The organism is Nocardioides bruguierae, from assembly GCF_023554635.1.
In the GTDB taxonomy this organism is placed as follows: Bacteria; Actinomycetota; Actinomycetes; order Propionibacteriales; family Nocardioidaceae; genus Nocardioides; species Nocardioides bruguierae.
In genome coordinates, this window is record NZ_JAMJPH010000024.1 from 94366 (window position 1) to 119653 (window position 25288).

Annotated in this window: 24 protein-coding genes and 1 other RNA gene; 12 read left to right on the top strand and 13 right to left on the bottom strand. The window is 73.5% G+C overall.

All coding sequences use genetic code 11. The features are described 5' to 3' along the window. Nucleotides 1-16: 16 nt before the first annotated feature. Entirely contained in the window at nucleotides 17-700 is a 684-nt protein-coding gene (locus M8316_RS13325; RefSeq protein WP_250055424.1) for a Type 1 glutamine amidotransferase-like domain-containing protein, read from the top strand. A gap of 24 nt (nucleotides 701-724) precedes the next feature. Here M8316_RS13325 and arr read toward each other — a convergent pair whose 3' ends face one another. From arr to rnpB, 4 genes are all read right to left on the bottom strand, one after another. Further along, on the bottom strand, nucleotides 725-1183 hold the full coding sequence (gene arr, locus M8316_RS13330; RefSeq protein WP_250055295.1) for an NAD(+)--rifampin ADP-ribosyltransferase: 459 nt from the start codon (nucleotides 1181-1183) through the stop codon (nucleotides 725-727). A gap of 69 nt (nucleotides 1184-1252) precedes the next feature. Beyond that, nucleotides 1253-1894 (bottom strand): endonuclease/exonuclease/phosphatase family protein, encoded by a 642-nt coding sequence (locus tag M8316_RS13335; protein WP_250055297.1) that lies wholly within the window; start codon nucleotides 1892-1894, stop codon nucleotides 1253-1255. A gap of 109 nt (nucleotides 1895-2003) precedes the next feature. Then, on the bottom strand, nucleotides 2004-2867 hold the full coding sequence (locus M8316_RS13340; protein ID WP_250055298.1) for a nuclease-related domain-containing protein: 864 nt from the start codon (nucleotides 2865-2867) through the stop codon (nucleotides 2004-2006). A gap of 97 nt (nucleotides 2868-2964) precedes the next feature. After that, nucleotides 2965-3348: RNase P RNA component class A (gene rnpB / locus M8316_RS13345), an RNA gene on the bottom strand. 30 nt (nucleotides 3349-3378) lie between these two features. Between rnpB and M8316_RS13350 the strand changes: the two genes are divergently transcribed. After that, the gene (locus M8316_RS13350; protein ID WP_250055299.1) at nucleotides 3379-3945 is read left to right on the top strand and encodes a GNAT family N-acetyltransferase; all 567 of its coding nucleotides are present in this window, start codon (nucleotides 3379-3381) and stop codon (nucleotides 3943-3945) included. 55 nt (nucleotides 3946-4000) lie between these two features. Here M8316_RS13350 and M8316_RS13355 read toward each other — a convergent pair whose 3' ends face one another. The 4 genes from M8316_RS13355 to map all read right to left on the bottom strand — a co-directional run bounded on the left by M8316_RS13355 (nucleotide 4001) and on the right by map (nucleotide 8516). Then, the gene (locus M8316_RS13355) at nucleotides 4001-4840 is read right to left on the bottom strand and encodes a transglutaminase family protein (RefSeq protein WP_250055300.1); all 840 of its coding nucleotides are present in this window, start codon (nucleotides 4838-4840) and stop codon (nucleotides 4001-4003) included. Then, a complete protein-coding gene (locus M8316_RS13360) occupies nucleotides 4840-5775 on the bottom strand; it encodes an alpha-E domain-containing protein (protein ID WP_250055301.1) in 936 nt (311 codons plus the stop codon). Before M8316_RS13360 ends, M8316_RS13355 begins: the two co-directional genes overlap by 1 nt. Continuing rightward, nucleotides 5775-7439, bottom strand: coding sequence for a circularly permuted type 2 ATP-grasp protein (locus tag M8316_RS13365; RefSeq protein ID WP_250055302.1), 1665 nt, complete (start codon nucleotides 7437-7439; stop codon nucleotides 5775-5777). Before M8316_RS13365 ends, M8316_RS13360 begins: the two co-directional genes overlap by 1 nt. Before the next feature lie 222 nt (nucleotides 7440-7661). Further along, nucleotides 7662-8516, bottom strand: a complete 855-nt coding sequence (map, locus tag M8316_RS13370; protein ID WP_250055303.1) for a type I methionyl aminopeptidase — start codon at nucleotides 8514-8516, stop codon at nucleotides 7662-7664. Between the two features lie 59 nt (nucleotides 8517-8575). Between map and M8316_RS13375 the strand changes: the two genes are divergently transcribed. Then, complete coding sequence (locus M8316_RS13375; RefSeq protein ID WP_250055304.1) at nucleotides 8576-8761, top strand: hypothetical protein; 186 nt, start codon at nucleotides 8576-8578, stop codon at nucleotides 8759-8761. 72 nt (nucleotides 8762-8833) lie between these two features. Further along, nucleotides 8834-9034 (top strand): hypothetical protein, encoded by a 201-nt coding sequence (locus M8316_RS13380; RefSeq protein WP_250055306.1) that lies wholly within the window; start codon nucleotides 8834-8836, stop codon nucleotides 9032-9034. 4 nt (nucleotides 9035-9038) lie between these two features. Here M8316_RS13380 and M8316_RS13385 read toward each other — a convergent pair whose 3' ends face one another. After that, on the bottom strand, nucleotides 9039-10232 hold the full coding sequence (locus tag M8316_RS13385) for an MFS transporter (protein WP_250055308.1): 1194 nt from the start codon (nucleotides 10230-10232) through the stop codon (nucleotides 9039-9041). An 89-nt stretch (nucleotides 10233-10321) separates the two neighbouring features. Here M8316_RS13385 and M8316_RS13390 point away from each other — a divergent pair, with 89 nt between their 5' ends. Next, a complete protein-coding gene (locus M8316_RS13390; protein ID WP_250055310.1) occupies nucleotides 10322-10885 on the top strand; it encodes a TetR/AcrR family transcriptional regulator in 564 nt (187 codons plus the stop codon). Here M8316_RS13390 and M8316_RS13395 read toward each other — a convergent pair. From M8316_RS13395 to M8316_RS13410, 4 genes are all read right to left on the bottom strand, one after another. Then, complete coding sequence (locus M8316_RS13395) at nucleotides 10882-12234, bottom strand: hemolysin family protein (protein ID WP_250055312.1); 1353 nt, start codon at nucleotides 12232-12234, stop codon at nucleotides 10882-10884. The two genes, M8316_RS13390 and M8316_RS13395, sit on opposite strands and share 4 nt — an antisense overlap. A gap of 85 nt (nucleotides 12235-12319) precedes the next feature. Further along, nucleotides 12320-13612, bottom strand: a complete 1293-nt coding sequence (locus M8316_RS13400) for a PQQ-dependent sugar dehydrogenase (protein WP_250055313.1) — start codon at nucleotides 13610-13612, stop codon at nucleotides 12320-12322. Between the two features lie 58 nt (nucleotides 13613-13670). After that, the gene (gene panB, locus M8316_RS13405) at nucleotides 13671-14552 is read right to left on the bottom strand and encodes a 3-methyl-2-oxobutanoate hydroxymethyltransferase (protein WP_272495204.1); all 882 of its coding nucleotides are present in this window, start codon (nucleotides 14550-14552) and stop codon (nucleotides 13671-13673) included. A 141-nt stretch (nucleotides 14553-14693) separates the two neighbouring features. Further along, complete coding sequence (locus M8316_RS13410; RefSeq protein WP_250055315.1) at nucleotides 14694-15194, bottom strand: VOC family protein; 501 nt, start codon at nucleotides 15192-15194, stop codon at nucleotides 14694-14696. Nucleotides 15195-15264: 70 nt separating this feature from the next. Between M8316_RS13410 and galE the strand changes: the two genes are divergently transcribed. From galE to M8316_RS13445, 7 genes are all read left to right on the top strand, one after another. Further along, entirely contained in the window at nucleotides 15265-16302 is a 1038-nt protein-coding gene (gene galE / locus M8316_RS13415; RefSeq protein WP_250055317.1) for a UDP-glucose 4-epimerase GalE, read from the top strand. 135 nt (nucleotides 16303-16437) lie between these two features. Next, nucleotides 16438-18516, top strand: coding sequence for an NAD(+) synthase (locus M8316_RS13420; RefSeq protein WP_250055319.1), 2079 nt, complete (start codon nucleotides 16438-16440; stop codon nucleotides 18514-18516). Between the two features lie 110 nt (nucleotides 18517-18626). Then, nucleotides 18627-19292, top strand: a complete 666-nt coding sequence (locus tag M8316_RS13425; protein WP_250055321.1) for a hypothetical protein — start codon at nucleotides 18627-18629, stop codon at nucleotides 19290-19292. A 129-nt stretch (nucleotides 19293-19421) separates the two neighbouring features. After that, a complete protein-coding gene (locus tag M8316_RS13430; RefSeq protein ID WP_250055323.1) occupies nucleotides 19422-20054 on the top strand; it encodes a hypothetical protein in 633 nt (210 codons plus the stop codon). Nucleotides 20055-20135: 81 nt separating this feature from the next. After that, nucleotides 20136-21476, top strand: a complete 1341-nt coding sequence (locus tag M8316_RS13435; protein WP_250055325.1) for a glutamine synthetase family protein — start codon at nucleotides 20136-20138, stop codon at nucleotides 21474-21476. Further along, nucleotides 21476-22264, top strand: a complete 789-nt coding sequence (locus M8316_RS13440) for a type 1 glutamine amidotransferase (protein WP_250055327.1) — start codon at nucleotides 21476-21478, stop codon at nucleotides 22262-22264. The genes M8316_RS13435 and M8316_RS13440 overlap by 1 nt, the downstream gene beginning before the upstream one ends. Nucleotides 22265-22266: 2 nt before the next feature. Beyond that, nucleotides 22267-25287: a bifunctional [glutamine synthetase] adenylyltransferase/[glutamine synthetase]-adenylyl-L-tyrosine phosphorylase gene (locus M8316_RS13445; protein WP_250055329.1), complete on the top strand. Its 3021-nt coding sequence runs from the start codon at nucleotides 22267-22269 to the stop codon at nucleotides 25285-25287. Nucleotide 25288: the final 1 nt, after the last annotated feature.

The following is a 25288-nucleotide window of genomic DNA, read 5'->3' on the forward strand; positions in this document are numbered from 1 at the left end:
GGGAGACCTCGTGAAGATGCTGCTGACCTCCGGTGGCCTGACCACCGACGACATCACCGCTGCCCTGGAGGAGCTGCTCGACAAGCCGGTGTCCGAGGCCTCCGCGGTGCTGGTGCCGACCGCGCTCTACGCGATGGGCATCGGGGTCGACATGGCGGGCACGGTGATCCGTGCTCGCGGTGGCAACAGCCTGGCGGGCGCCGGCTGGGGCTCGCTCGGGGTGCTCGAGCTGACCGCGCTGCCCTCGCTGGAGCAGTCGGTGTGGCTCCCGGCCCTCGGGCGGGCGGACGCCGTGCTCGTGGAGGGCGGTGACCCGTTGTTCCTGCACCACTGGATGGTGGCCTCCGGCCTGGCGGACCTGCTGCCCGACCTGGACCTCGTCTACGTCGGGCTGAGCGCCGGGTCGATGGTCGTGACGCCGCGGATCGGTACCGAGTTCGTCGGGTGGACCCCTCCCGGGCACCCGGGCGCGGGGGAGCCCGGCCACGACACGACGCTCGGCCTGGTCGACTTCTCGATCTTCCCGCACCTGGACAACCCGGACCTGCCCGGGAACACGCTGGCCGCGGCCGAGGAGTGGGCCGGCGGCGTCGGCGGGCCGTCGTACCTGCTCGACGACCTCAGCGCTCTCGTCGTCACCGGGGAGCGGGGCGCGCAGGACGTGCGGGTCCTCTCCCAGGGGCAGTGGCACCAGCGTTGACGCCCCGCGGGCGTCGGGTGCCGCTCAGTCCTCGATGACGTCCCTGCCCTCGCTGCGCAGCTGCTCCAGACCCGCGAGCATCCCGGCGACGACGTCGGGGTCGTGCGTTGGCCAGCCGGGCACCTCCTCCAGCACGCGCAGCGGGTGCCGGGAGCGGAAGGAGCGGGTGGGGTTGCCGGGGAACTTCTTGTCCGTCACGTTGGGATCGTCCTCGAAGGGACCGGTCGGCTCGACCAGGTAGACGTGGCCGCGGCCGCCGCTGGTGAGCGCGGTCGCCAGCTCCGCGCCCCAGACCGCCGCCTCGATGTCGCCCGCGAAGTAGACGTGGTTCATCACTCGTGAGGACTGGTAGTTCGAGCGGTGGCCGGGCACGAGCTCGGCACCGGGTTCCAGGGCGGCGGCGGTGCCGTGCCAGAAGGGCCCGCCGAGGGTGCCGCAGCTCTCGAGGGTGACGGGGACGAGGCTGGCCTCGGAGAAGTCCATGCTCGGATCGTCGCGGTCCGGCCGCTCCCGCGTCCACCGGGCGTAGCCGTCGGACGGGCTCAGCGGGGCTCAGCGGGGCTCAGCCTCCACCACGTAGGCGTCGTGGTCGGAGAGCCGTCCGACCTCTCGCAACGTCGAGTGGTGCTCCACGGTGGTCGTCCAGGACGCCGGCACGGCGACGTGGTCGATGGAGAACAGCCCCTCGATCTGGTGCGGGGCCTGGGCTGTGGGCACCTGGAGCCCCAGACCCTCGATCGCGGAGAGGAGGTGCCGACGGCCCGCCAGGGAACCTGAGTACTCCCGGCCCAGGAAGGCGTGGTTGAGGTCCCCGCCCCAGACCGTGGGAGCGGCGTCGACGATCGCGTCGACGGCCTCGACCGTCCGCTCGTGCGTGCTGACGCCGATCCACGGCGCACGCCCGCCGCTGGCGCGCCACGGCAGGACGGTGGAGGCGACCCGCAGCCCGTCCACCTGCGCCAGGGCGGTCGCTCCGTGCGGGTCGGCCAAGGGGCTCAGCCTGTCGCGCGAGTAGACACCCGCCCATCGCCGCCGGCGCGCCATCGTGGCGGCCGTGGTGTGGGCGAAGAGCCCCGGGAGCCGGACCCGCTCGGAGACCTCGGTGAGGAGGAGGACGTCGCAGTCCAGGGACACGACGAAGGCGCGGTGGGCCTCCGACCACCGCCCCGCCAGGTTCCACGTGCCGATCCGCACCCGCGACATCGTGGCGGTGCCGGGGTGCGCGCGGAGCAGATCCCGCCAGCTTCCCCAGGGTGGGGGATCGGGGTGTCCGCCGACCGCGGGTGGGTCCGTGGGCTCAGCGTCACGCCGGTGGCAGTGCCTCGGCCAGGCGGCGGTGCAGCTCGTCCAGACGAGCGGCCAGCGGCCCGGGCGAGGGGAGCCGGTCGCACAGCCGTCGTGGCCACACCACGTCCACGCCGCGGACGGTGAACGAGCCGCCGATGAGTGGCCACTCGGCGTCGACGAAGCAGAGGACCCCCGTCACCGGGACGTCCTCGCCCACGACGCCGCGCACCACCTCGACCTGACGCTGCACGCCCTCGACCAGCGGCGTCCGGTCGCGGTTCCCGACGAGGAGCGACTCCACGCGAGGACGCAGGAGGCCGCCCTCCACCCGCAGCGACGGGCGCCGGCCCTGGTAGCGCTTGGCGTCGATCACCACGACCCCGGTCGGGGTCACAGCGACGTGGTCGATGTTCGCCCGGGTGCGCGGGACCCGTCGGTCGTGCAGCACCCGGACGGCTGCCGGGTCCAGGGCATCGAGGCGTGCCCCCAGCCTCTCCTCGCCGGCGGCTCCGATGCTCCAGGCCCGGGTGGACCCGGGCTCGCCGGCGACGGCGAGCAGGAAGCCCCCGATCCGGGGATGCCGCTCCCGGACACGGCGCTCGCGGTCGTCCCTACGACGCTCGTACTCGCGCCGCGCAGAGGCACCGGCCGTCCCGGGACGGACGGGCTCGGGAAGGGTCCCCTCCGTGGTGGTCGGTGCGCCCGGAGTCGCTGCCCCCGCCTCCGGGCAGGTCACGCACCGCACCGTCCGCCGTGCTCGCTCGTAGACGGCGTCGGCACCGGCGGCCAGCGGGTGGCCGCACAGCCGGCAGGAGCCGGCGTAGCGCAGCCGCATGCGCTTGTCGTCGCCGGCCGGTGCTCCTGGAGACGTGTCAGTCACGGCTGGACGGTAGCGGCCGGCGAGGGCGTGCGTCCGCCGGTCACGCAGACCGGTGAGCGTCTCGCCGGCTGCACGGGGCGCCGGGGCCGGTGAGGTGCGGACGGGCTGGTCTGTAGGCCGGGTTCTGTCCCTGGTGACCAGGGGGCGACCATCCATCTACGAGTGCCGTTGCCGACACCCTCCAGCGGTCTACCCGCACGCTCGGGCGGGCCGCCCTCGAACGCGTGCGCGCCACCCTGAGGTGGCTTCTTGACCTTGCTCCGGGTGGGGTTTGCCGAGCCGACCGAGTCACCTCGGCCGCTGGTGGGCTCTTACCCCACCGTTTCACCCTGACCGTGCCCGTGAGGGCCCGGCGGTCTGTTCTCTGTGGCACTTTCCCGCGGGTTGCCCCGGGTGGCTGTTAGCCACCACCCTGCCCTTCGGAGCCCGGACCTTCCTCGGTGCTCCCTCACGAGAGCAACGCGGTCGCCCGACCAGCCCGTCCGCAGCACGAGAGCGTACCGTCACGGCCGTGCAGAGCAGCATCGCGCCAGGAACCAGCGTCCACGTGCAGGGCCTCGTCCTGCGGCCCACCACCCTCGAGGACGCCCCCAGGCTCGCCGAGGCCTACACCCACAACCGCGACCACCTCGCGCCGTGGGACCCGGTGCGTCCCGCGGCCTTCTACACCGAGGCCGGGCAGGCCGAGAACCTCGCCGGTGCCGCTCGCCAGTGGGAGCTGGGACTCGTCGACCCCTGGCTGCTGCTGGACGGCGACCGGGTCGTCGGGCGGATGAACCTCAACAACATCGTCCGCGGGGTCTTCGCCTCCTCCAGCGTCGGCTACTGGGTCGACCGCGACCACCTGCGGCGCGGGCTCGCCACCACGCTCGTCGAGCACGCCGTCGTCCGGGCGCGAGAGATCGGCCTGCACCGGCTCGAGGCCGGAACCATGACCGCCAATACCGGGTCACAGGCCGTGCTGCGCGCCGCCGGGTTCAGCCAGTTCGGCACGGCCGAGAAGTACCTGTTCATCGCCGGGGCGTGGCAGGACCACCACCTGTTCCAGCGCATCCTGCACGACCAGCCGGTGGGGTAGAGGTCTCGCGGCGGTTCCTGCGCAACCTCCTCGACCTCCGGTAGGCGCGCAGACCTCAGGACAGGCGGGTGATCTGCACGTCCACGGTCATGGTGGAGGAGCCGGAGCCCGAGTAGATGCCGGAGAGCGGCTTCACGTCCGTGTAGTCGCGGCCGACGGCCACGGTCACGTACCGCTCGTCCATCGCGGCGTCCTGGCTCGGGTCGACCGCGCGCCAGGCGCCGTCCCACCACTCGATCCACGCGTGGGACTGACCGGTGACCTGGAGCCCCACGACCGGGTCGGGAGCGGGGTGCAGGTAGCCGGAGACGTAGCGCGCCGGGATGCCGAGCGAGCGCAGGCCACCGATGGTCAGGTGCGCCATGTCCTGGCAGACGCCGGCCCGCTGGGCCCAGACCTCGGCGGCGGTGGAGTGCACGCCGGTGGAGCCCGGCAGGTACTCGACCTCGCCGCGCACCAGCGCGGCCACCGCGGCCACGGCGTCCGCAGGGGACGCAGCGGCGCCGCCGGCGTCCTTGACCCGGGTCGCGAAGTCCTCCGACGGCGCCACGAGGTCCGGCAGGAACAGGAACTCGGCCCACCGGTCGGAGACGTCCCAGGCGGCCATGTCGGCCCACGAGAGGTGGTGGTCGAGGTGGTGGTGCGGCTCGGTCTGCACGGTCGAGGTCGCCGTCACCGTGAGCTGGTCGTGCGGCTCCATGATCTCGAACGAGGTCACCGCGTTGCCGTAGTAGTCGCGGTACTCGTAGGTGTACGGCGCCGGGTGCACCTCGATGCGGGAGTGCACCAGGATCTGCTCGGGCGAGGTGACGGGGGTCAGGCGCGCCTGGTTGACCGAGGCGCTGGCCTTGCCGTCGTACTCGAACGTCGTCGTGTGGACGATCCTCAGCTGCATCAGACGCTCACCCCGGTCCAGCTCGTCGCTTCCGCGCCGGCGAAGTAGCGGCGCGTCACCGCCTCGGTGGCGGCGGCGCAGGTGCGCTGGAGCCGCTCCATCTCGGTCGGCAGGTCGGTCATCAGCTCCGTGGGGGAGCGGTACTCGAGCTCGGCGCGCATCCGGCCGAGGAGGCGCTGGGCCTCGTTCTGGAAGCCGGCGCGCGGGTCGGCGGACTCGAGGTTCTGCAGGCACTGCTCGGCGCGCTGGAGGGAGTACACCACGGAACGGGGGAAGAGCCGGTCGAGCAGCAGGAACTCGGCGGCCGCGCGCTCGGTCTCCACGCCCCGGTACGTCCGTAGGAAGGCGTCGTAGGACCCGGACGCCCGCAGCGTCGTCGTCCACGGGGTCTCCGAGCCGGACGCCAACGACGCGCTGGCCACCAGGCGGCTCGTCATGTCGGCCCGCTCGACGCTGCGGCCGAGCACCATGAACTGCCAGGACTCGTCGCGCGTCATCGTGCCGTCGGCGATGCCGTTGACCAGGGAGACACGGTCGCGCACCCAGGAGAAGACGCCGGGTGCACGCATGCGGCCGAAGTGCCCCGACGGGATCGCGCGGTACGTGGTGTTGATGGCCTCCCACATCGCGACCGAGAGGGTCTCCCTGGCCCGACGGGCCGACTCGCGGGCAGCCTCGAGGCTGGCCGCGATCGAGCTGGGGTTGCCGGAGTCGTAGCAGAGCATGTGGAGGGCAGCTCCCAGGCCGAGTGGGCCCTCGTGCTCGCCCAGCTCCGCCCCCATGATGTTGAGCAGGTCGCGGCAGGTGGCGTTCTCGTCGAGCGTCGCGTCCTCCAGCAGCAGCTGGCTCTGCACGTCCAGGAGCTGGGCGGTGTCCTCGGCCCGCTCGACGTAGCGGCCGATCCAGAACATCGACTCGGCGATGCGGCTGAGCATCAGGCGTCCCCACCCTTCTCGGTCGCAGCGCCCGTCTGCGACTGCGACTGCTGGTGCCTCTGCTGCGCGAAGGCCGCGGCCATCTCGGCCTCGACCTCCGGGGTGATCGCGGGCATCACGCCGGTGACCGGGGCCGGGGGCGACGTGGGCTGGGTGTCCAGCTCGTCCGCCGGGTCGACCTCGTGGGAGAGGTCGAGGTCGTCGTCCTCCTCGTAGCCGTCGGGCGCCGTGGACGGGCCCGCCAGCACCCAGGTGTCCTTGGAGCCGCCGCCGCGGGACGAGTTCACGATCAGCTCGCCCTTGGCCAGCGCGACGCGGGTGAGGCCGCCGGGCAGCACCCACACGCGGTGGCCGTCGTTGACGGCGAACGGGCGCAGGTCCACGTGGCGCGGGCCCAGCTCGCCGTCGACGAACGTCGGCACGGTCGAGAGCTGGACGACGGGCTGCGCGATCCAGTCGCGCGGGGAGTCGATGACCTTCTGCCGCAGCTCGTCGAGCTCCGCCTTCGACGCGCGCGGGCCGATCACGATGCCCTTGCCGCCGGAGCCGTCGACCGGCTTGAGCACGAGCTCGTCGAGCCGGTCCAGCACCTCCTCGCGGGCCTCGGCGTCGCCGCAGCGCCACGTGTCGACGTTGCGGATCGCCGGCTCCTCGTCGAGGTAGTACCGGATGATGTCGGGCATGTAGGTGTAGACGAGCTTGTCGTCGGCGACGCCGTTGCCCACCGCGTTGGCCAGCGTCACGTTGCCGGCCCGCGAGGCGTCGATGAGCCCGGGGGCGCCGAGCACGGAGTCCTTGCGGAAGTGCGCCGGGTCGAGGAACTCGTCGTCGATGCGGCGGTAGATGACGTGCACGGGTGCCAGGCCCTTGGTGGTGCGCATGAAGACGCGGCCACGCTGCACGACCAGGTCGCGACCCTCGACCAGCTCCACGCCCATCGTGCGGGCCAGCAGCGCGTGCTCGAAGTACGCGCCGTTGTAGACGCCCGGGGTGAGGACGACGACGGTCGGGTCGCTCACACCCGCCGGTGCGGCGGCGCGCAGCGCGGCAAGCAGCCGCTGCGGGTAGCCGGCCACCGGCCGGATGCGGTGCTGCGCGACCGTCTCGGGCAGGGCGGCGGTGATCGCGCGCCGGTTCGTCATCACGTAGGAGACGCCGGACGGGACGCGGCAGTTGTCCTCGAGCACCCGGAACTCGCCCGCGTTGTCGCGGATGAGGTCGATGCCCGAGACGTGCACGCGGACGCCGTTGGGCGGCCGGACGCTCGCCGCCTCCCGGTGGAAGTGCGAGGAGGTCATGATGACGCGGCGGGGGATGACGCCGTCGTCGAAGACCTGGCCCGTGTCGTAGACGTCCGCGAGGAAGGCCTCCAGGGCCTTCACCCGCTGCTGCACGCCCTTCTCGATCGTGGACCAGGTGTCCATCTCGATCACCCGCGGCAGGATGTCGAGCGGGAACGCCCGCTCCTCGCCGCCGATGTCGAAGGTCACCCCCTGGTCCAGGTACCCGGCCTGGAGCGCCTCGACGCGCTGCACCAGCTCCGGCGTCGTCAGGGCCCGCAGCGAGTGGCGGAGCCGTCGGTACGGCGGCCGCAGCCGCTGCCCGTCGAACATCTCGTCATAGGCCGGGCCGCTCGACCCGTAGCCCTCGAACATGGCCGTCATGAGCCGGACCCTACCCACGTGAGTGTTTCTGGAACGTAAGAACGCGCGGTGTCCCGGCCTGTGACCTGTGCAGCGCTCTCGACGCCTGGCGCGGGGCACGAAACGCAACCCCCAGGGGGATGAAGCGGGTGGGGTTCGCCGAGGACTCCGCCCGGTTCAGGCCGGAGTCAGGCCCGGGTCAGACCCGGGTCAGGCCCGAGTCAGGCCAGGGTCAAGCCCGGCTCAGGGCTGGGTGAGGATCTCGGCGCCGTCCGGCGTCACGAGGAGGGTGTGCTCGAACTGGGCGGAGGGTCGGCGGTCCGCGGTCACGGCGGTCCACCCGTCGTCCCACATCTCCCACTCGTGGGTGCCCAGGTTGAGCATCGGCTCGATCGTGAACGTCATGCCGACCTCGATCAGGTCGTCGTGCTCGGGGTCGTCGTAGTGGGGGACGATCAGACCGGAGTGGAACGACGTGCCGATGCCGTGGCCGGTGAACTCGCGCACGACCCCGTAGCCGAAGCGCGCCGCGTAGGCCTCGATCACGCGACCGACGACGTTGATCCGGCGCCCGGGCTTGACCGCGCGGATGCCACGCAGGGTCGCCTCGTGTGTCCGCTCCACCAGCAGGCGGGTCTCCTCGGCGACGTCCCCGACCAGGAACGTGGCGTTGGTGTCACCGTGCACGCCGTCGAGGTAGCCGGTGATGTCGATGTTGACGATGTCGCCGTCCTCGAGCCGGCGCGCGTCGGGGATGCCGTGGCACACGACCTCGTTGACGCTGCTGCACAGCGACTTGGGGAACCCGCGGTAGCCGAGCGTGGACGGGTAGGCGCCGTGGTCGCAGAGGAACTCGTGGCCGACCCGGTCCAGCTCGTCGGTGGTGACGCCGGGCGCGACGTGCCGGCCGACCTCCTCGCGGGCCTGGGCGGCCACACGGCACGCCACGCGCATCTTCTCGATCGTCTCGGCGTCCTTCACCTCGCTGCCGTGGAACGGCAGCGGCGCGGCCTGGCCGACGTACTCGGGCCGCTCGATGTCAGCGGGGACGGGGCGGCGCGCCGAGATCGGCGCCGGGGCGACGGGGGTCGGGGACACGGCTCGAGGCTAGTCGTGGGTGGTGCAGGCCGAGGCATCCGCGCGCTAGCGTCGGGCCCATGGACGGCGGCAACCCCGACGAGTACTGGTTCTGCGTGAAGCACCACCGGGTGGAGACGCCCGAGGACATGTGCCCCGCCCGTCACCGCCTCGGCCCCTACTCGACGAGGGCCGAGGCCGAGCACGCCCTCGAGCGCGCCGAGGAGCGCAACGAGGAGTGGGACGCCGCCGACGGGGAGGACTGAGCCATCTCGCTGTTCACCCGCCCGCCCGGGCAGCGCCGCACCGACGTCTCGCCGTGGCCGTTCGTCGGCTTCGTGCTGCACGCGGCCATGCTGTTCCTCCTGCTGGCCAGCACCCCCTTCCTCTCCTGGTGGGCGCTGGTGCCGTTGCTCCTGCTGTGGGCGATCGGCCTGGAGCGTGGCTACCGATGGTGGACGACGCACCCGCTGCGGGTGCTCGCCGTGCCGCTGGTGCTCGCCGCCCTGTGGGCAGGCGCGGTCGCCGTCGGGGCCTGACGGCTCAGGCCGGCTGCCGTGCCTGGGTCGCCCGGGCTCGTGCGGCGGTGCCGGCGGCCGCCGCCAGCACCAGGACGACGTCGAGCCCGGCGTAGGCGGCGACCGTGGTGCGCAGGCCCCACCCGTCGACCGCGAGCCCGGCGACGAGGGCCGGCACGCTGAAGGCGAGGTAGGAGGCGACGTACATGGTCGCGAAGACCTCGCCCCGCTGCGCGGCGGGTGCCGCGGCGCCCAGCTCGCTGACCACGCCGCGGAAGGTCGCGCCGAAGCCCAGGCCGGCCAGCGCGGAGCCGGCGACGTAGACGCCGAGCAGCCCGCTCTCGATCGCGACGATCGTCGCCAGCAGACCGATCAGCAGCGTGCCGTAGCCGAGCACCGCGCGAGGAGCGGGCGGGAGCGCGATCGACCCCACCGTGCCGAGCGCCCCGGCCAGGAAGAATGCGCCGAGCACCACGCCCACGCCGAAGTGGTCGCCGACGCCGAGCAGCCGGCCCAGCACCGAGGATCCCAGGGACAGGTAGAGCCCGCCGAGCGCCCAGGTGGCGGCCATCGCCGGCAGCAGCGCGAGGAACACGCCCCGCGTGGCGGGCGGCAGCCCGACCCGGGGCAGGAGCGAGCGGACGAGCGAGCCCGACACGGGTGCTCGGCGCGGCTCCGGGATCGTCCACACCAGCGCCGCGAGGACGAGGTACGCCGCAGCCAGCACCCAGAAGACGAGCTGCCGGGGGAACGGCGCGTGCTCGACCAGGGCGCCGGAGAGGACGGAGCCGACCGCGATGCCGAGCAGCGGCGCGGAGCTGCTGACCACCGCGCCGGCGGTGGGCGACCCGGACACCTCCACGATCAGGGCGGTCGTCGTGCCTGCCGCGGCACCGACGGCCAGGCCCTGGACGATCCGGGCGGTGACCAACCAGGACGTGCCGTCCGCGAGGGCGAAGAGGGCCATGCCGACCGCCAGCAGGAGCAGCGCGCCGCAGGCCACGGGCCGGCGGCCGACCCGGTCCGAGAGCGACCCGACCGTGAGGAGCGCGAGCAGCAGCGCGAGCACGTACACCGCGAACACCAGCGTCAGCACGAACGAGGAGAACCCCCACAGCTGCTGGTAGACGGGGTAGAGCGGGGACGGCGCCGACGCGGCGGTGAGCGTGGCGGCGCCGATGACGCCGGCGAGGGCGAACGACGCGGGTCGGCTGAGCACGAGAGCCTCCTAAAGCAATGAACCTTGCGTTAGGACGCTACGTGCCCGGTACCTCTTAACGCAAACTTCTTTGCGCTAATGTGGTGCACATGACCGATGCTCATGCCGGCTCCCGCCCCGGCGGTCGCAGCAGCCGGGTCCGTGAGGCGGTGCACGCCGCCGTCGCCGACCTCGTGGCCGAGGGCGCGGACCGGATCACGTTCCCCGTCGTCGCGGAGCGGGCAGGCGTCAACCCGACCACGCTGTACCGGCGTTGGTCGGACGTCGACACCCTCCTCGAGGAGGTCACGGTGGCCACGCTGACCCGGGACGGGGAGACCCTGCCCGCGCTGGGGTCCCTGGCCGCCGACCTGACCGCCTGGGCCGAGGCGATCGCCGCCGACATCAGCAGGCCGGCGCGCACGCGCTACCTGCGTGCCATGGTGGGCGCGCGCGACGGGCTGGTCGGCTCCTGCCCGGTCAGCGAGGTGCGCGCGGAGCAGGCCGCGCGGCTCCTCGCGACCGCCTCCGCGAGGGGTGAGTCCGTGCCCAGCGTCGAGCAGGTGCTCGACCACGTGGTGGCGCCGCTCTACTACCGGGTCGTCTTCGGCCTCGCGGTCGATCGCGACCACGTGGACCGCCTGGCGGACGACGTGCTGCTTATGGCGCGCTAGTCGGAGCCGACTGCCGGCTCACCGGGCGCCGTCTCCTCCGGTGCCGGCGCCGCGTGGACGAGCCGCAGCCGGGTGATCCGCCGGCCGTCCACCTCGCTCACCACCAGCTCGCCGACCTGGACGCCCTCGCCCTCGGCGTCCGCGCCGTCCGGGAGCACCTCGGGCACGGGCACGCGATCGCCGACCTCGGCGAGCCGGCCGAGGCGGTGCAGCACGTACCCGGCGGCGGTCTCGTAGGGGCCGTCCGGCAGCGGCACGCCGGTGCGGTTCGCGAAGTCCTCGATCGAGAGCCCGGCCTCGACCTCGTCGCTCGTGCCGGGCACGGGCAGCGGGTGGTCGTGCTCGTCCACGATCTCGCCGACGAGCTCCTCGACGAGGTCCTCGAGGGTCACGATGCCGTCGGTGCCGCCGTACTCGTCGACGACCACGGCGATGTGCGGGCCGGTCTGGCGCATCCGGGTCAGCGTCGGCAGCACCCGGTTGGTGCCCGGCAGGAACGCGATCTCGCGCAGCACGTCCGCGACGGGGGCGTCCGGCGAGACCCCCAGCAGGTCGCGCACGTGCACGAAGCCGCGGACGTCGTCGGCATTCTCCCCGTGCACCGGGTAGCGCGACCAGGGGTGCTCGGCGACGGTCGCCAGCACGTCGGACACCGACGCGCCCAGCGGCACCATGACCACGTCCCCGCGCGGCTGCATGACCTCGCGCAGGCTGCGGTCGGCCGCGTCGAAGACGTCGACCAGGATGCGTCGCTCGCCGTCGTCCAGGCCCTCGTGCTCGGCGACGAGGTAGCGCAGCTCCGCGTCCGTCATCTCCTCGCCGGTGGCCTCGGGATCACCGCCGAAGACGCGGACGACGGCGTTGGTGCTGCGCGAGAGCAGCCACACGACCGGCCGGACGGCGGTGGCGAACCGGTCCAGCGGGGGGCCGACGACGAGGGCGACGCCGGCCGCGCGCTGGAGCGCGATGCGCTTCGGCACCAGCTCGCCGAGCACCAGCGAGAGGTAGGCGATCAGCAGCGTGAGCAGCACGAGCGCGACCGTGTCCGCCGCCGCGTCCGGGAGGCCGATGCCCGTCAGCAGGGGAGCGAGGTCCGGGGCGAGGGTCGAGGCGCCGTAGGCGGCGGAGAAGAAGCCGGCCACGGTGACGCCGATCTGGACGGCGGCCAGGAACCGGTTCGGGTCACGCGCGACCTTCGCGACCCGGGCGCCGCGCGAGCCGCGACGCTCGAGGGCGTCCAGCTGGCCCTCGCGCAGCGAGACGAGGGCGATCTCGGTGCCGGCGAACACACCCCCGACGAGGACGAAGAGAAGGACGAGAGCGAGGTTGAGCAGCGTCTGGCTGTCCACGGGGGCGTTCGGGCTCCTGAGGTAGGTGGAGCATCATCCTGCCGGAAGCGTCCAAGGGGCGGCCGGAGGTCTCGACGGGTGCTCCTCAGGCGCCGGGGCGGATGCGCAGCATCTCGTCGTCGCCGTCACCGTTGCTGGTGAGGGCGACGAGGCTGCCGCCGGGCAGCTGCACGACGGTGCGCAGGCGGCCGTGCTGCTTCAGCGCTCGCGGTGCCCGGACGCGGGTGAGGCGGTTGTCGGAGTCGAAGCGCAGGAACAGCATCTGCGAGCCCTTCAATGCCGCCACGGCCATGGTGCCCCTCAACGGACCCCACTCCCGTCCGTCGACGAAGGTGCCGCCGCTGGGCGCGATGGTGGGCTCGCCGGAGCGCCAGCGGGCCGAGCGCTGCCGACCGGGGAGCGAGTGGTCGGTCATCGGCACCGACTCGTCGTAGCCGGGGCCAGGGTCCCAGCCGTAGTTGCCGCCCTTGCGCAGCAGGTTGACCTCGTCGTCGCGGTAGGAGCCGTGCTCGATCGACCACAGCGTGCCGTTGCGCCGCTGCATCACGCCCTGCACGTTGCGGTGGCCGTAGGTGAGCACGTAGCGGCGCTTCTTGCTGCGGGCGTCCGGCCAGGGATTGGTGGGCCAGGGGCGTCCGGTGGCCCGGTTCAGCCGCAGCGTCTTGCCGCCCAGGGAGGTCGTGTCCTGCGGGTTCGAGGAGGTCGCGGCGTCCCCGGTGCCGACCAGCAGCGCCCCGTTGCTGGTGACGGTGAGGCGGCAGCCCCCGTGCCGGCCGCTGGTGGCGGGGATGCCCTTGAGCAGGACCTCGGGTCGGCCGGCGCGCGTGGCGTCCTTGCTGAGCCGCCACGCGATCACGCGCACGTCGTGGGCGCCGCCGGAGCGGGTGGCACCCTGGCAGGTGTAGAAGCGGCGGTTGCGCTGGAACCGCGGGTCGACCTCGAGGCCCATGAGGCCGGTCTCCCCGGAGACCCAGACCTGCCGGGACGGGAAGCGGACCCGGCGCACGACGCCCCGGCGCCACGTGTGCAGCGTGGCCGTGTCGCGCTGGGTGAGGAGCAGGGTGCGGCCGCCGATCGACCGGACGTCCCAGGGCACGTCCAGGCCGGAGGCCATCACCGAGACGCGGACGAGGCGGCCGCGGGCCGAGGCCTGGCGGGACGAGGCGGACGTGGCCGTCTCCTCCGCCGACCCTGACGACTCCACCGACGCTGGCGACTCCGACGACTCCGACGACTCCGCCGACTCCGCCGCTGTCGGGGCCGGCGCGCCGAGCACGGCGGCGGCCAGCAGACCGGCGGTCAGGGCGCGCAGTCGGGGCCGAGACCGGTGGGAGGGGGAGACGTCCAGCGGGGCGGGGGGAGGTGTGAGGGGGGTCACTCGCCCACCGTAGAGGGTGTCCGCGTCCGGGACACCCCTCGCGGCGGTCGTCCGGGGCTCAGCCCTCGAAGGTGTGCTCGGGTCCGGGGAAGGTGCCGCCCTTGACGTCGTCGCCGTAGGAGCGGGCGCCCTCGAGCAGCACCGAGCGCAGGTCGGCGTACTGCTTGACGAAGCGCGGCATCCGTCCGGTGCGCAGGCCGAAGGCGTCCTGCCAGACGAGCACCTGGCCGTCGCAGCCGGCGCCGGCGCCGATGCCGACCGTGGGGATGGTCAGCTCCGCGGAGATCTCGGCCGCGAGGTCGCCGGGCACCATCTCCATGACGACGGCGAACGCGCCGGCGTCCTGGACCGCCTTCGCGTCGCGCCGCAGCCGCTCGGCCGTCTCCCCGCGCCCCTGGACGCGGTAGCCGCCGAGGGCGTGCTCGGACTGCGGGGTGAAGCCGATGTGCGCGCAGACGGGGATGCCGCCGGCGGTCAGCTTCTCGATCACGGGCACCATCTCGACGCCGCCCTCGAGCTTGACCGCGTGCGCGCCGCCCTCCTTCAGGAACCGGACCGCGGTCAGGTACGCCTGCTCGGGGGAGGCCTGGTAGCTGCCGAACGGCAGGTCGCCCAGGACCATCGCGCGGCGCGCGGAGCGGGCCACGGCGCGGGTCAGCGGCAGCAGCTCCTCCACCGTGACGGGGATCGAGGTCTCGTTGCCGAGGACGTTGTTGGAGGCCGAGTCGCCGACCAGCAGGATGTCGATGCCTGCCTCGTCGAAGACCTCGGCGGTGAACATGTCGTAGGCGGTGAGCATGGTGATCTTCTCGCCGCGCTGCTTCATGGCGGCCAGGTGGTGGGTGCGGATCCGGCGCACGGGTGCTGCCGGTGCCTGCCCAGCCGGGGTGGCCTGGTTCGCGGGGCCGCTGCCGTACGGAGCGGTCTCCTCGTTGCTCATCGTCGAGCTCCTTCACGTGACATCTCGCGGCTCCCCGATGGAGTCCACGGACTGCTCGCCAGGCTAACCAGTCACGGCTTGCGCCCGCGTCCCGCCACCCGGTCATCCCGCCCGGTCATCCCGCCCGGTCAGCCCGCCCGGTCAGCCCACACCGCCGGCCGCGGCGTCCGCCGCGGCCTCCAGGTCGGCGACGACGATCCGCCGCATGCCGAGCATCGCCCGGGTCGCCGCCTGGGCGCGGGCCGGGTCCGGGTCCCCGAGCAGCTCCCCGAGACGGGTGGGCGTGACCTGCCACGAGAGCCCGAAGCGGTCCTTGAGCCAGCCGCACTGCGACTCCTCGCCGCCGTCGGCCAGCAGGCCGAACCAGTAGTGGTCGACCTCGGCCTGGTCGGCGCACTCGACCACGAAGGACACGGCCTCGGTGAAGTGGAACATCGGGCCGCCGTTGATGGCGCGGAAGCGGAGGCCGTCCAGCACGAACTCACCGGCCATGACCGTGCCGGCCTCGCCCGGCCCGGCCTCGCCGTAGCGGGCCGTCCACGTGACCTCGCTGCGCGGGAACAGCGCGCAGTAGAACGCGGCCGCCTCCTCGAGCTGGTCGTCGAACCACAGGGACGGGATCAGGGAGGTGTGCACGCTCATGTGCCGCATCTTCGGGTCGTGGCCACGGTAAAGCCAGGGGCCGGCCCGAACTCCGCTACCGTCTGGCGCCATGCGCGTGCTTGTCTCCGGCGGTGCCGGCTACATCGGGTCCCACACGGTCGTCTCGCTCGTCGAGGCCGGCCACGACGTCGTCGTCGTCGACGACTTCTCCAACGCCAAGCCCACGGTGGTGGGACGCCTGGAGTCGCTGACCGGCACCCACGTGCCCGTCCACGCCTTCGACCTCAAGGACGCGGACAAGACCGCGCAGCTGTTCTCCATGGAGGAGATCGACGCCGTCATCCACTTCGCCGGGTACAAGGCCGTCGGCGAGAGCGTCGAGAAGCCGCTGGAGTACTACCGCAACAACCTCGACTCCACGATGTCGCTGCTGGAGGCCATGCGCCGCCACGACGTGAAGAAGCTCGTCTTCTCCTCCTCGGCGACCGTCTACGGCGAGGAGGCGCCCGTGCCCTACGAGGAGGGCTGGCGCCACCTGGAGTCCACCAACCCCTACGGCCGCACCAAGGCGATGATCGAGACGATCCTCACCGACGTCGCCGCCGCCACCGACGGCATGAAGGTCGCCCTCCTGCGCTACTTCAACCCGGTCGGTGCGCACCCGTCGGGCACCATCGGCGAGGACCCCCAGGGCATCCCCAACAACCTGATGCCGTTCATCGCGCAGGTCGCGGTCGGCCGCCGCAGCCACCTCAACGTCTTCGGCGACGACTACCCGACCGCCGACGGCACCTGCGAGCGCGACTACCTGCACGTGATGGACCTGGCCGAGGGCCATGTCGCCGCCCTCGAGCACCTCGAGAAGATGGACGAGGCGTGCCGGCCGTTCAACCTCGGCACCGGCACCGGCACCTCCGTGCTGGCCATGCTCAAGGCGTTCGAGAAGGCCGTGGGCCGCGAGCTGCCCTACGAGATCGCCCCGCGCCGCGCCGGCGACCTCACTGCCTTCTGGGCCGACCCGACCCGCGCCGAGGCCGAGCTCGGCTGGCGCGCCACCCGCACCATCGAGGACATGTGCGCCGACACCTGGCGCTGGCAGTCGCAGAACCCGCACGGCTACCCGGACGGGTCCGCCCCCGTCGCCTGAGACACCCCTGCGCCGATAGTGCGCGACGAAAAGCACCCGATTCGCTTCGCGGGTGGTGCCTTTCGTCGCGCACTATCGGCTTCCGGCGGGTGGCCGGAGGGCCGGGGGAACCGGCGGCGTCCCTAGACTCGCGACGTGGACTTCTACAACGCCTACGACCAGGGCTTTGCCCGCGTCGCGGCGTGCACGGTGCCGGTGACCCTCGCCGACCCGGCCGCCAACGTCGCTGCCGTCCTCGACCAGGCCCGCGCCTGCCACGAGGACGGCGTGGCGGTGGCCGTGTTCGGTGAGCTCTGCCTCTCCGGCTACTCCGTGGAGGACCTGTTCCTCGCCGACGTCCTGCTCGACGCGGTGGACGAGGCGGTCGCGACGCTGCTGGAGGGCACCCGGGCGCTGACCCCAGTGCTGGTCGTCGGGGCGCCGCTGCGGGTCGGCCACCGGCTGCTGAACTGCGCGCTCGTCGTGCACCGCGGTCGCGTGCTCGGCGTCTCGCCGAAGTCCTACCTGCCGAACTACCGCGAGTTCTACGAGAAGCGGCACTTCGCCGCCGGGGACGACAGGCGGGGGCAGTCCGGTGCGGACGGCGGCCCGGCGACCGTCACGGTGGCCGGGCACGAGGTGCCGTTCGGGGTCGACCTGCTCTTCGAGGTCACCGACGTGCCCGGCCTCGTGCTGCACGCCGAGATCTGCGAGGACATGTGGGTCCCGGTCCCGCCGCACGCCGAGGCCGCGCTCGCCGGCGCCACCGTGCTGGCCAACCTCTCCGGCAGCCCGATCACCGTGGCGCGCGCCGAGGACCGGCGCCTGCTGGTCCGCTCGGCCAGCGCCCGCTGCCTGGCGGCGTCGGTCTACGCGGCGGCCGGGCCGGGGGAGTCGTCCACCGACCTCTCCTGGGACGGGCAGACGATGATCTACGAGTGCGGTGACCTGCTGGCCGACGGCGAGCGGTTCCCCGACGCGGTCGTGCGCACGGTGGCCGACGTCGACCTCGACCGGCTGCGCCAGGAGCGACAGCGCCAGGGCAGCTTCGACGACAACCGGCGCGCCCTGGGCGAGCGGGTCGAGGGCTGGCGCACCGTCCGGTTCGAGCTGGGGGCGCCGACCGGCGACCTCGGTCTGCAGCGCGAGGTCGCGCGCTTCCCCTTCGTGCCCGCGGACGCCGAGCGGCTCGCGCTGGACTGCTACGAGGCCTACAACATCCAGGTCTTCGGGCTGGAGCAGCGGATGGCCGCGATGAGCACCGACACCTGGCAGCCTGCCGCGGTCATCGGCGTCTCCGGTGGCCTCGACTCCACCCACGCCCTCATCGTCGCGGCCCGCGCCATGGACCGCCTCGGGCGTCCCCGCAGCGACATCCTCGCCTTCACCATGCCCGGGTTCGCGACCGGCGAGACGTCGCGCTCGCTGGCGCACCGCCTCGGCGCCGCCCTCGGCGTGACGTTCGAGGAGCTCGACATCCGCCCCGCCGCCACGCAGATGCTCGCCGACCTGGGCCACCCGTTCGCCGGTGGCGAGCCGGTCTACGACGTCACCTTCGAGAACGTGCAGGCCGGGCTGCGCTACGACTACCTGTTCCGCCTCGCCAACCAGCGCGGTGGGCTGGTGGTCGGCACCGGCGACCTCTCCGAGCTGGCGCTCGGCTGGTGCACCTACGGCGTCGGCGACCAGATGTCGCACTACAACGTCAACGCCGGCGTGCCGAAGACCCTCATCCAGCACCTCATCCGCTGGGTCGCCGACTCCGGCCAGTTCGACGAGACCACCGGCGAGATCCTGCGCGAGATCCTCGACCAGGAGATCAGCCCCGAGCTGGTGCCGGCCGACGAGGGCGGACGACCGCAGGCCACCGAGGACTTCGTCGGGCCCTACGCGCTCCAGGACTTCACGCTTCACCACGTGCTGCGCCTGGGCTACAAGCCGTCCAAGATCGCCTTCCTCGCCTGGCACGCCTGGCGCGACGCGGCCGAGGGGGCCTGGCCGCCGGGCTTCCCGGAGGCCTCGCGCCAGACCTACGACCTGGCCACGATCAGGCACTGGCTCACCGTCTTCCACCGCCGCTTCTTCACCAGCCAGTTCAAGCGCTCGGCCCTGCCCAACGGTCCCAAGGTCTCCGCCGGCGGCACGATGAGCCCCCGCGGTGACTGGCGGATGCCCTCGGACGCGGCACCCACTGCGTGGCTGGCCGAGCTCGAGGCGCACGTGCCGCAGGACTGAGCAGCCCAGGACGGCGCCGCCCGGAAGTTTCTCGGCGGACGGCCGAACCATCGGGACGGCCGACCTCGTCAGTAGGTGTGCAAGGCAACCAACTGACGTGGAGGAATCCCGTGCACACCCGCCAGACCACCCGCACCGTCACCCGCTCCCGCATCCTGGGCCGAACTCTGGGCCGCGCAGGGGTGGCCGTCACCGCCCTGTTGGCGCTGGCCGCGCCGCTGACCCCGGCCGGCGCCGCCGGCACCACCGACGCCCGGGCCTCCGACCAGTCGCACACGCGCGTCGTCGTCCACCTGCCCGGCTGCGAGGGGTGTGCGGTCGCCCTGGCCAGCGACACCGACGAGGCCGCGCACGCCTGGAGCAAGCCCGCCAAGACGGTCGCCGACGGCACGGTCGCCTTCTGGGCCCCGACGTGGCGCACCCGCGGCCTCAGCGTCAGCGTCACCGAGCCCGACGCCTCCGATGCCGACACCGACGACGCCGCACCCGGCACCACCCTCGTGGCGATGCGCTACGGGCAGGAGCGGGTCGGTGGCCTCGTCGGCCGCCGCGCCGCTGCCGGCAAGCACCGTGCGACGGCCTGCTTCGCCGGGACGGCGGCGGGCCGGCTGGACCTCCGCGTCCGCTCGTCCCACCTCCGGGTGCCGTCGGCCGACGGTGACGGTCGGGTGCGGGTCCTGCGGGCGTGGTCGGCCCGGACCCAGCCCTGGACCGGAGCGATGCAGCACGCTCGTCGGGGCTACCTGGCGAGCCAGGCCGTGCCCGAGTGCGGCTGACCCTCGCGCCGCCGCCCCACCCCGGTGAGGGTGTGGGCGGCGCCCCAGCGGGTACCAGGACGATGCCGGGCCCTGCCGGTCCGGTACCTGCACCCGACCCGACCACCCCCCCCGACCACGGAGCCACTCGTGACCTCCCTGCTCGACCGCCGTCCCGTCCGCACCGCCGTCCTCGTGGTCGCGCTGGCCGCCCTCGTCGGCGTCCTCCTCGCGACCCAGGGGCGTGAGGGTGCGGCCGCCAGCCAGACCTCGTCCCTCGACCGCAGGAGCACCACCACGCTGACGATCGCCACCGGCTGCGGCAGCTGCCGCCTGGCCCTGGCCTCGGACACCGACCGCAGCGACACCACGTGGAGCACCCGGTACCGCGCGGTCGAGGACGGCGAGGTGCAGTTCTCCGTGCCCACCTGGCGCACGGTCGGGCTGACGATCATGGTGCGGGCACCGTGGGTCGACCAGACCTCGTTCCAGACCGTCACCGCCGTCCGCTACGCCCACGAGGCTGCCGGCAGCCTCGTCGACGCGTCCGAGGCGCGGCAGAAGAAGCGGGCGAGCGGGTGCTGGGCGGGCACCGGCCAGGACACGGCCCGGCTGCGGGTGGTCGTGCGCAAGCAGGAGGTCGAGACGCCGGACGGCACCGCCACCGCCGCGCTCGCGTGGACGCGTCGGACCCAGGCGTGGCTGGACCCGCGCTACGGCACCACGCACGGCGTCCTGGGCACCCAGTCGGTGATGGAGTGCGAGGCGCCCGTCGCCACCTGAGCGAACGGTCCGCGCGACGCGGTGTCCGGCGCAGCGGCCCGGCTGACGTCCAGGGCCACGCGGAGCACTAGGCTCACCACCATGGGCAAGCAGGAAGACTTCGTGCTCCGGGCGCTCGAGGAGCGCGACGTCCGCTTCGTGCGGCTGTGGTTCACCGACGTGCTGGGGGCGTTGAAGTCCGTGGCCGTCGCGCCGGCCGAGCTGGAGGGCGCGTTCGAGGAGGGCATCGGGTTCGACGGCTCGGCGATCGAGGGCTTCGCCCGCGTCTTCGAGTCCGACATGCTGCTGAAGCCGGACGCCTCGACGTTCCAGATCCTGCCGTGGCGCAGCGGCGAGGGCCCCGCCACCGGTCGCATGTTCTGCGACATCGAGATGCCGGACAACAGCCCGTCCTACGCGGATCCCCGCCACGTCCTCAAGCGGACGCTCTCGCGCGCCGCCGACCAGGGCTACACCTTCTACACCCACCCCGAGATCGAGTTCTACCTGTTCAAGGAGCTGCCGAGCCCCGGCCGCAAGCCCGTGCCGGTCGACCGCAGCGGGTTCTTCGACCACACCGCCCAGTCCCAGGGCGCCGACTTCCGCCGCGAGGCGATCGGCATGCTCGAGGCGATGGGCATCTCGGTGGAGTTCAGCCACCACGAGGGCGGCCCCGGCCAGCAGGAGATCGACCTGCGCTACGCCGACGCGCTCTCCACGGCCGACAACATCATGACCTTCCGCACCGTCATCCGGGAGGTGGCGCTGAGCCAGGGCATCTGGGCCTCGTTCATGCCCAAGCCGTTCACCGACCAGCCCGGCTCCGGCATGCACACCCACGTCAGCCTCTTCGACGGCGACGAGAACGCCTTCTTCGAGGCCGGCTCCGAGTACTCGCTCAGCCCGGCGGCGCGGCACTTCATCGCCGGCGTCCTGGCGCACGCCCCCGAGATCTCCGTGGTCACCAACCAGTGGGTGAACTCCTACAAGCGGATGATGGTCGGCTCCGAGGCGCCGTCCTACGTCTGCTGGGGCCACAACAACCGCTCCGCGATGATCCGCGTGCCGATGTACAAGCCGAACAAGGGCCAGTCGACCCGCGTCGAGCTGCGGTCCCTGGACGCGGCGTGCAACCCCTACCTCGCCTACGCCGCCGTGCTCGCGGCCGGCCTCAAGGGCATCGAGGGCGAGTACAGGCTGCCCCGCGAGGCCGAGGACGACGTGTGGGCGCTCTCCGAGCGCGAGCGCACCGCCCTGGGCATCAAGCCGCTGCCGAAGAGCCTCAACGAGGCCATCGCCGTCGCCGAGGAGTCCGAGCTGCTGGCCGAGACCCTCGGCGAGCAGGTCTTCGAGTTCCTGCTCAAGAACAAGCGCGCCGAGTGGGACGAGTACCGCGGCCAGGTCTCGGCGTTCGAGCGCGACCGGATGCTCCCGGTCATCTGATGACGCCCGACCCAGCGGTCGACCCCGCCGCCGATCCCGGGGCAGACCGGCCCCTCGTCCTCCTCGTCCGCCCGGACGAGGACGACCCGCCGGGCCTGCTCGGGGCCTGGCTGCTGGCCGGCGGCTGCGTGCTCGACGAGCGACGCATGTTCGCCGGCGACCCGCTGCCCGCCGACCTCGACGGCCACGACGCCCTCGTGGTGCTGGGCGGCGAGATGGGCGCGGGGGACGAGGCGGAGCACCCCTGGCTGGTCGGGCTCAAGGCCCTCGTGCGGACCGCCGTGGCCGACGGGGTGCCCACGCTCGGCGTCTGCCTGGGGCACCAGGTGATCGCCGCCGCGCTGGGCGGCGAGGTCGGGGTCAACCCCCGCGGCCGCACACTCGGCCTGACCCCGGTCGGCTGGACCGACGCGGCCGAGGGCGACGCGCTGCTGGGCGGGCTCGGCACCGCGCGGGCGATGCACTGGAACAACGACGTGGTCCTCGCGCTGCCCGACGCGGCCGTGCGGCTGGCCAGCTCGCCGCTGGGCGACGTCCAGGCCGCCCGCTACGCGCCGGCGGCGTGGGGCGTGCAGTGCCACCCCGAGGTCGACGACGCGATCGTGGCCGGCTGGCCGGACACCGAGGAGGCCGTGCCGCAGGTCCGTGCCGCCGCCGACGAGCTCGCCGCCACGTGGGGCCCGGCCGGGGCCCGGTTCGCTGCGCTGGCGACCGCGCGTCGCCGGGCGCGCGCCGCCCTGCGCGACACCGAGCCCCAGCGGACCGGGGCGCCCCTGTCGGAGGTGTGAGCATGTCGCGACCGCTCTCCTCCCGCACGGCCCTGCTGGGGCACGGCTTCACCGACGTCGACGTGGCCGAGGCGAACCTCGCGCTGCTCGGCGAGGGCGCCGACCCGCTGCTGTGGATCCTCGCGGGCACGGCCGACCCCGACCTCGCGCTGGCGGGCCTCGTCCGCCTGCTCGAGGCGATCGACGAGGACCCCGCCGGCCCCGGGCGCGCCCGCCTGCTCGCCACCCTCGTCGACGAGGACGGCACCGCCATGCGGCTGCTCTCGGTGCTCGGCACCAGCCTGGCGCTCACCGACCACCTGGTGCGTCATCCCGAGCAGTGGGAGGACCTGCGCCACCCGCTCCTGGGCTCCACCCGGCCGCCGGCGTTCTGGCTGCGGGCCTGCCTGCTCGGTGCCGTCGGCGCGGACCCGAGCGACCCCGCGCCCGTGGCGACGCTGCCCGACGCCCAGGCGATGCTCGCCATGCGGGTGGAGTACCGACGGCACCTGCTGCTCCTCACCTCCCGCGACCTGGCGCACGGCGTCGGGGTCGACGACGTCGCCGCGGAGCTCTCCGACCTGGCGGCCGCCACGCTGGAGGCCGGCCTGGCCGTGGCCCGGCAGCGGGTCGGCGCCGCCGCCGCCGACGTCCGCCTGGCCGTCATCGCGATGGGCAAGTGCGGCGCCCGCGAGCTCAACTACGTCTCCGACGTGGACGTCGTCTTCGTGCACGAGCCGGTGGTGCCCGAGGACCCCGACACCCCGGCACCGGACCCCGAGCGGGTGCGGCGCACCGCCACCCAGCTGGCCAGCCACCTCATCCGGGTGTGCTCGGACCCCACGCGCGAGGGAGAGATCTGGGAGGTCGACGCGGCGCTGCGGCCCGAGGGCAAGGCGGGGCCGCTGACCCGGACGCTGGACGGCTTCCTCGGCTACTACGAGCGCTGGGCCAGCACCTGGGAGTTCCAGGCGCTGCTCAAGCGCCGCCCGGTCGCGGGCGACCTGGCCCTGGGCCGGGAGTGGTCGGAGATGCTCGACCCCCTGGTGTGGACGGCGGCGGAGCGAGACGGCTTCGTGGAGCAGACCCAGGCGATGCGACGCCGCGTCGTGGAGCACCTCAGCGGCAAGGACGCTGACCGCCAGCTGAAGCTCGGCGAGGGCGGCCTGCGCGACGTCGAGTTCGCCGTCCAGATGCTCCAGCTGGTGCACGGGCGGGCCGACGAGACGATCCGCTGCACCGCCACCCTCTCGGCGCTGCACCACCTCACCGAGGGCGGCTACCTGGGCCGCGAGGACGGCGAGGACCTCAGCCGCGCCTACGAGTTCCTGCGCCGCCTCGAGCACCGCATCCAGCTCTTCCGGCTGCGGCGCACGCACGTGGTGCCCGACGACGAGGCGTCGCTGCGGCGCCTGGGCCGGTCGCTGGGCCTGATGAAGGAGCCGGCGGCCGCGCTGGAGGCCGAGTGGGGGCGGGTGCGCCGCGAGGTCAGCCGCCTGCACCAGAAGGTGTTCTACCGACCGCTGCTCACCGCCGTCGCCGCCATCCCCGGGCCGGACGCCCGCCTGACGCCCGCGGCGGCCGCCACCCGTCTGGCGGCCCTGGGCTACCGCGAGCCGACCGCCGCCCTGCGGCACCTGGAGGCGCTCACCGCCGGCGTGGGCCGGGCGGCCGCCATCCAACGCACGCTGCTGCCCGCGATGCTCCAGTGGTTCGCCGACTGCGGCGACCCCGACGGCGGGCTCTTCGGCTTCCGCCGCATCAGCGAGTCGCTCGGGCAGACGCCCTGGTACCTGGCTCTGCTGCGGGACGAGGGGCAGGTGGCCGAGCGGCTGGCCCGGGTGCTGGCGACCTCGAAGTACGCCACCTCGCTGCTCGAGCACGAGCCCCAGGGCCTGCGCGTCCTGGCCGACACCGACCTGGGCCCGCGCCCCCTGGAGCCGATGCTCGAGGAGATGCGGGCGGCCGCGGCGCGCCGCGAGGAGCCCGAGGCCGCGGTGCGGGCGCTGCGCGCGGTGCGTCGCCGCGAGCTGTTCCGGCTGGCGGCCGCGGACAGCCTGGGCCTGGTCGACGTCGAGCAGGTCGGGGCCGCGCTGTCCCGACTCACCGACGCCACGCTCGAGACGGCGCTGACGGTGGTCGAGCGGGCCGTGCTCGCCGCGCGGGGCCTGGAGACGGCACCCACCCGGTTCGCCGTGATCGCCATGGGTCGCTACGGCGGGTTCGAGCTGTCCTACGGCAGCGACGCCGACGTCCTCTTCGTGCACGAGCCCGTGGAGGGCGCGGACCACCAGGAGGCGGCCGCCTACGCGCAGGCGCTGGCGCACGAGCTGCGCCGGCTGCTCGGCCTGCCCGGTGGCGACCCGCCCCTGGTGATCGACGCCGACCTGCGCCCCGAGGGACGCAGCGGGCCGCTCGTGCGCACGCTGGAGTCCTACGCGGCCTACTACGAGCGCTGGTCGATGGTGTGGGAGGCGCAGGCGCTGCTGCGCGCCGACGCCGTCGTCGGCGACCCCGACCTGCGCGCCGCCTTCACCGCGCTCGTGGACCCCCTGCGCTTCCCCGAGGCCGGACTCACCGAGGACGACGTCCTGGAGGTGCGGCGGATCAAGGGTCGGGTCGACAAGGAGCGGCTGCCGCGCGGGGCCGACCCCGCCACCCACCTCAAGCTCGGACGCGGCGGCCTGGCGGACGTGGAGTGGACGGTCCAGCTGATCCAGATGCGCCACGGCCACGAGGTCGAGGGCCTGCGGCGGTGCCGCACCCTGCCGGCCCTGGCCGCCGCTGCCGAGGCCGGCCTGGTGGACGGGCACGACGCCGAGGTGCTGGCCGACACGTGGCGCTGGGTCAGCCGGGTGCGCAACGCGGTGACCCTGGTGCGCGGCAAGCCCAGCGACCAGCTGCCCAAGGACGCCCACGACCGGCACGCCGTGGCGGCGCTGCTCGGCTACGAGGACGGCTCCTCCGAGGAGCTGATCGAGGACCACCTGCGGCGCACGCGCACCGCCCGGCAGGTCGTCGACCGGGTGTTCTGGGAGGACTGAG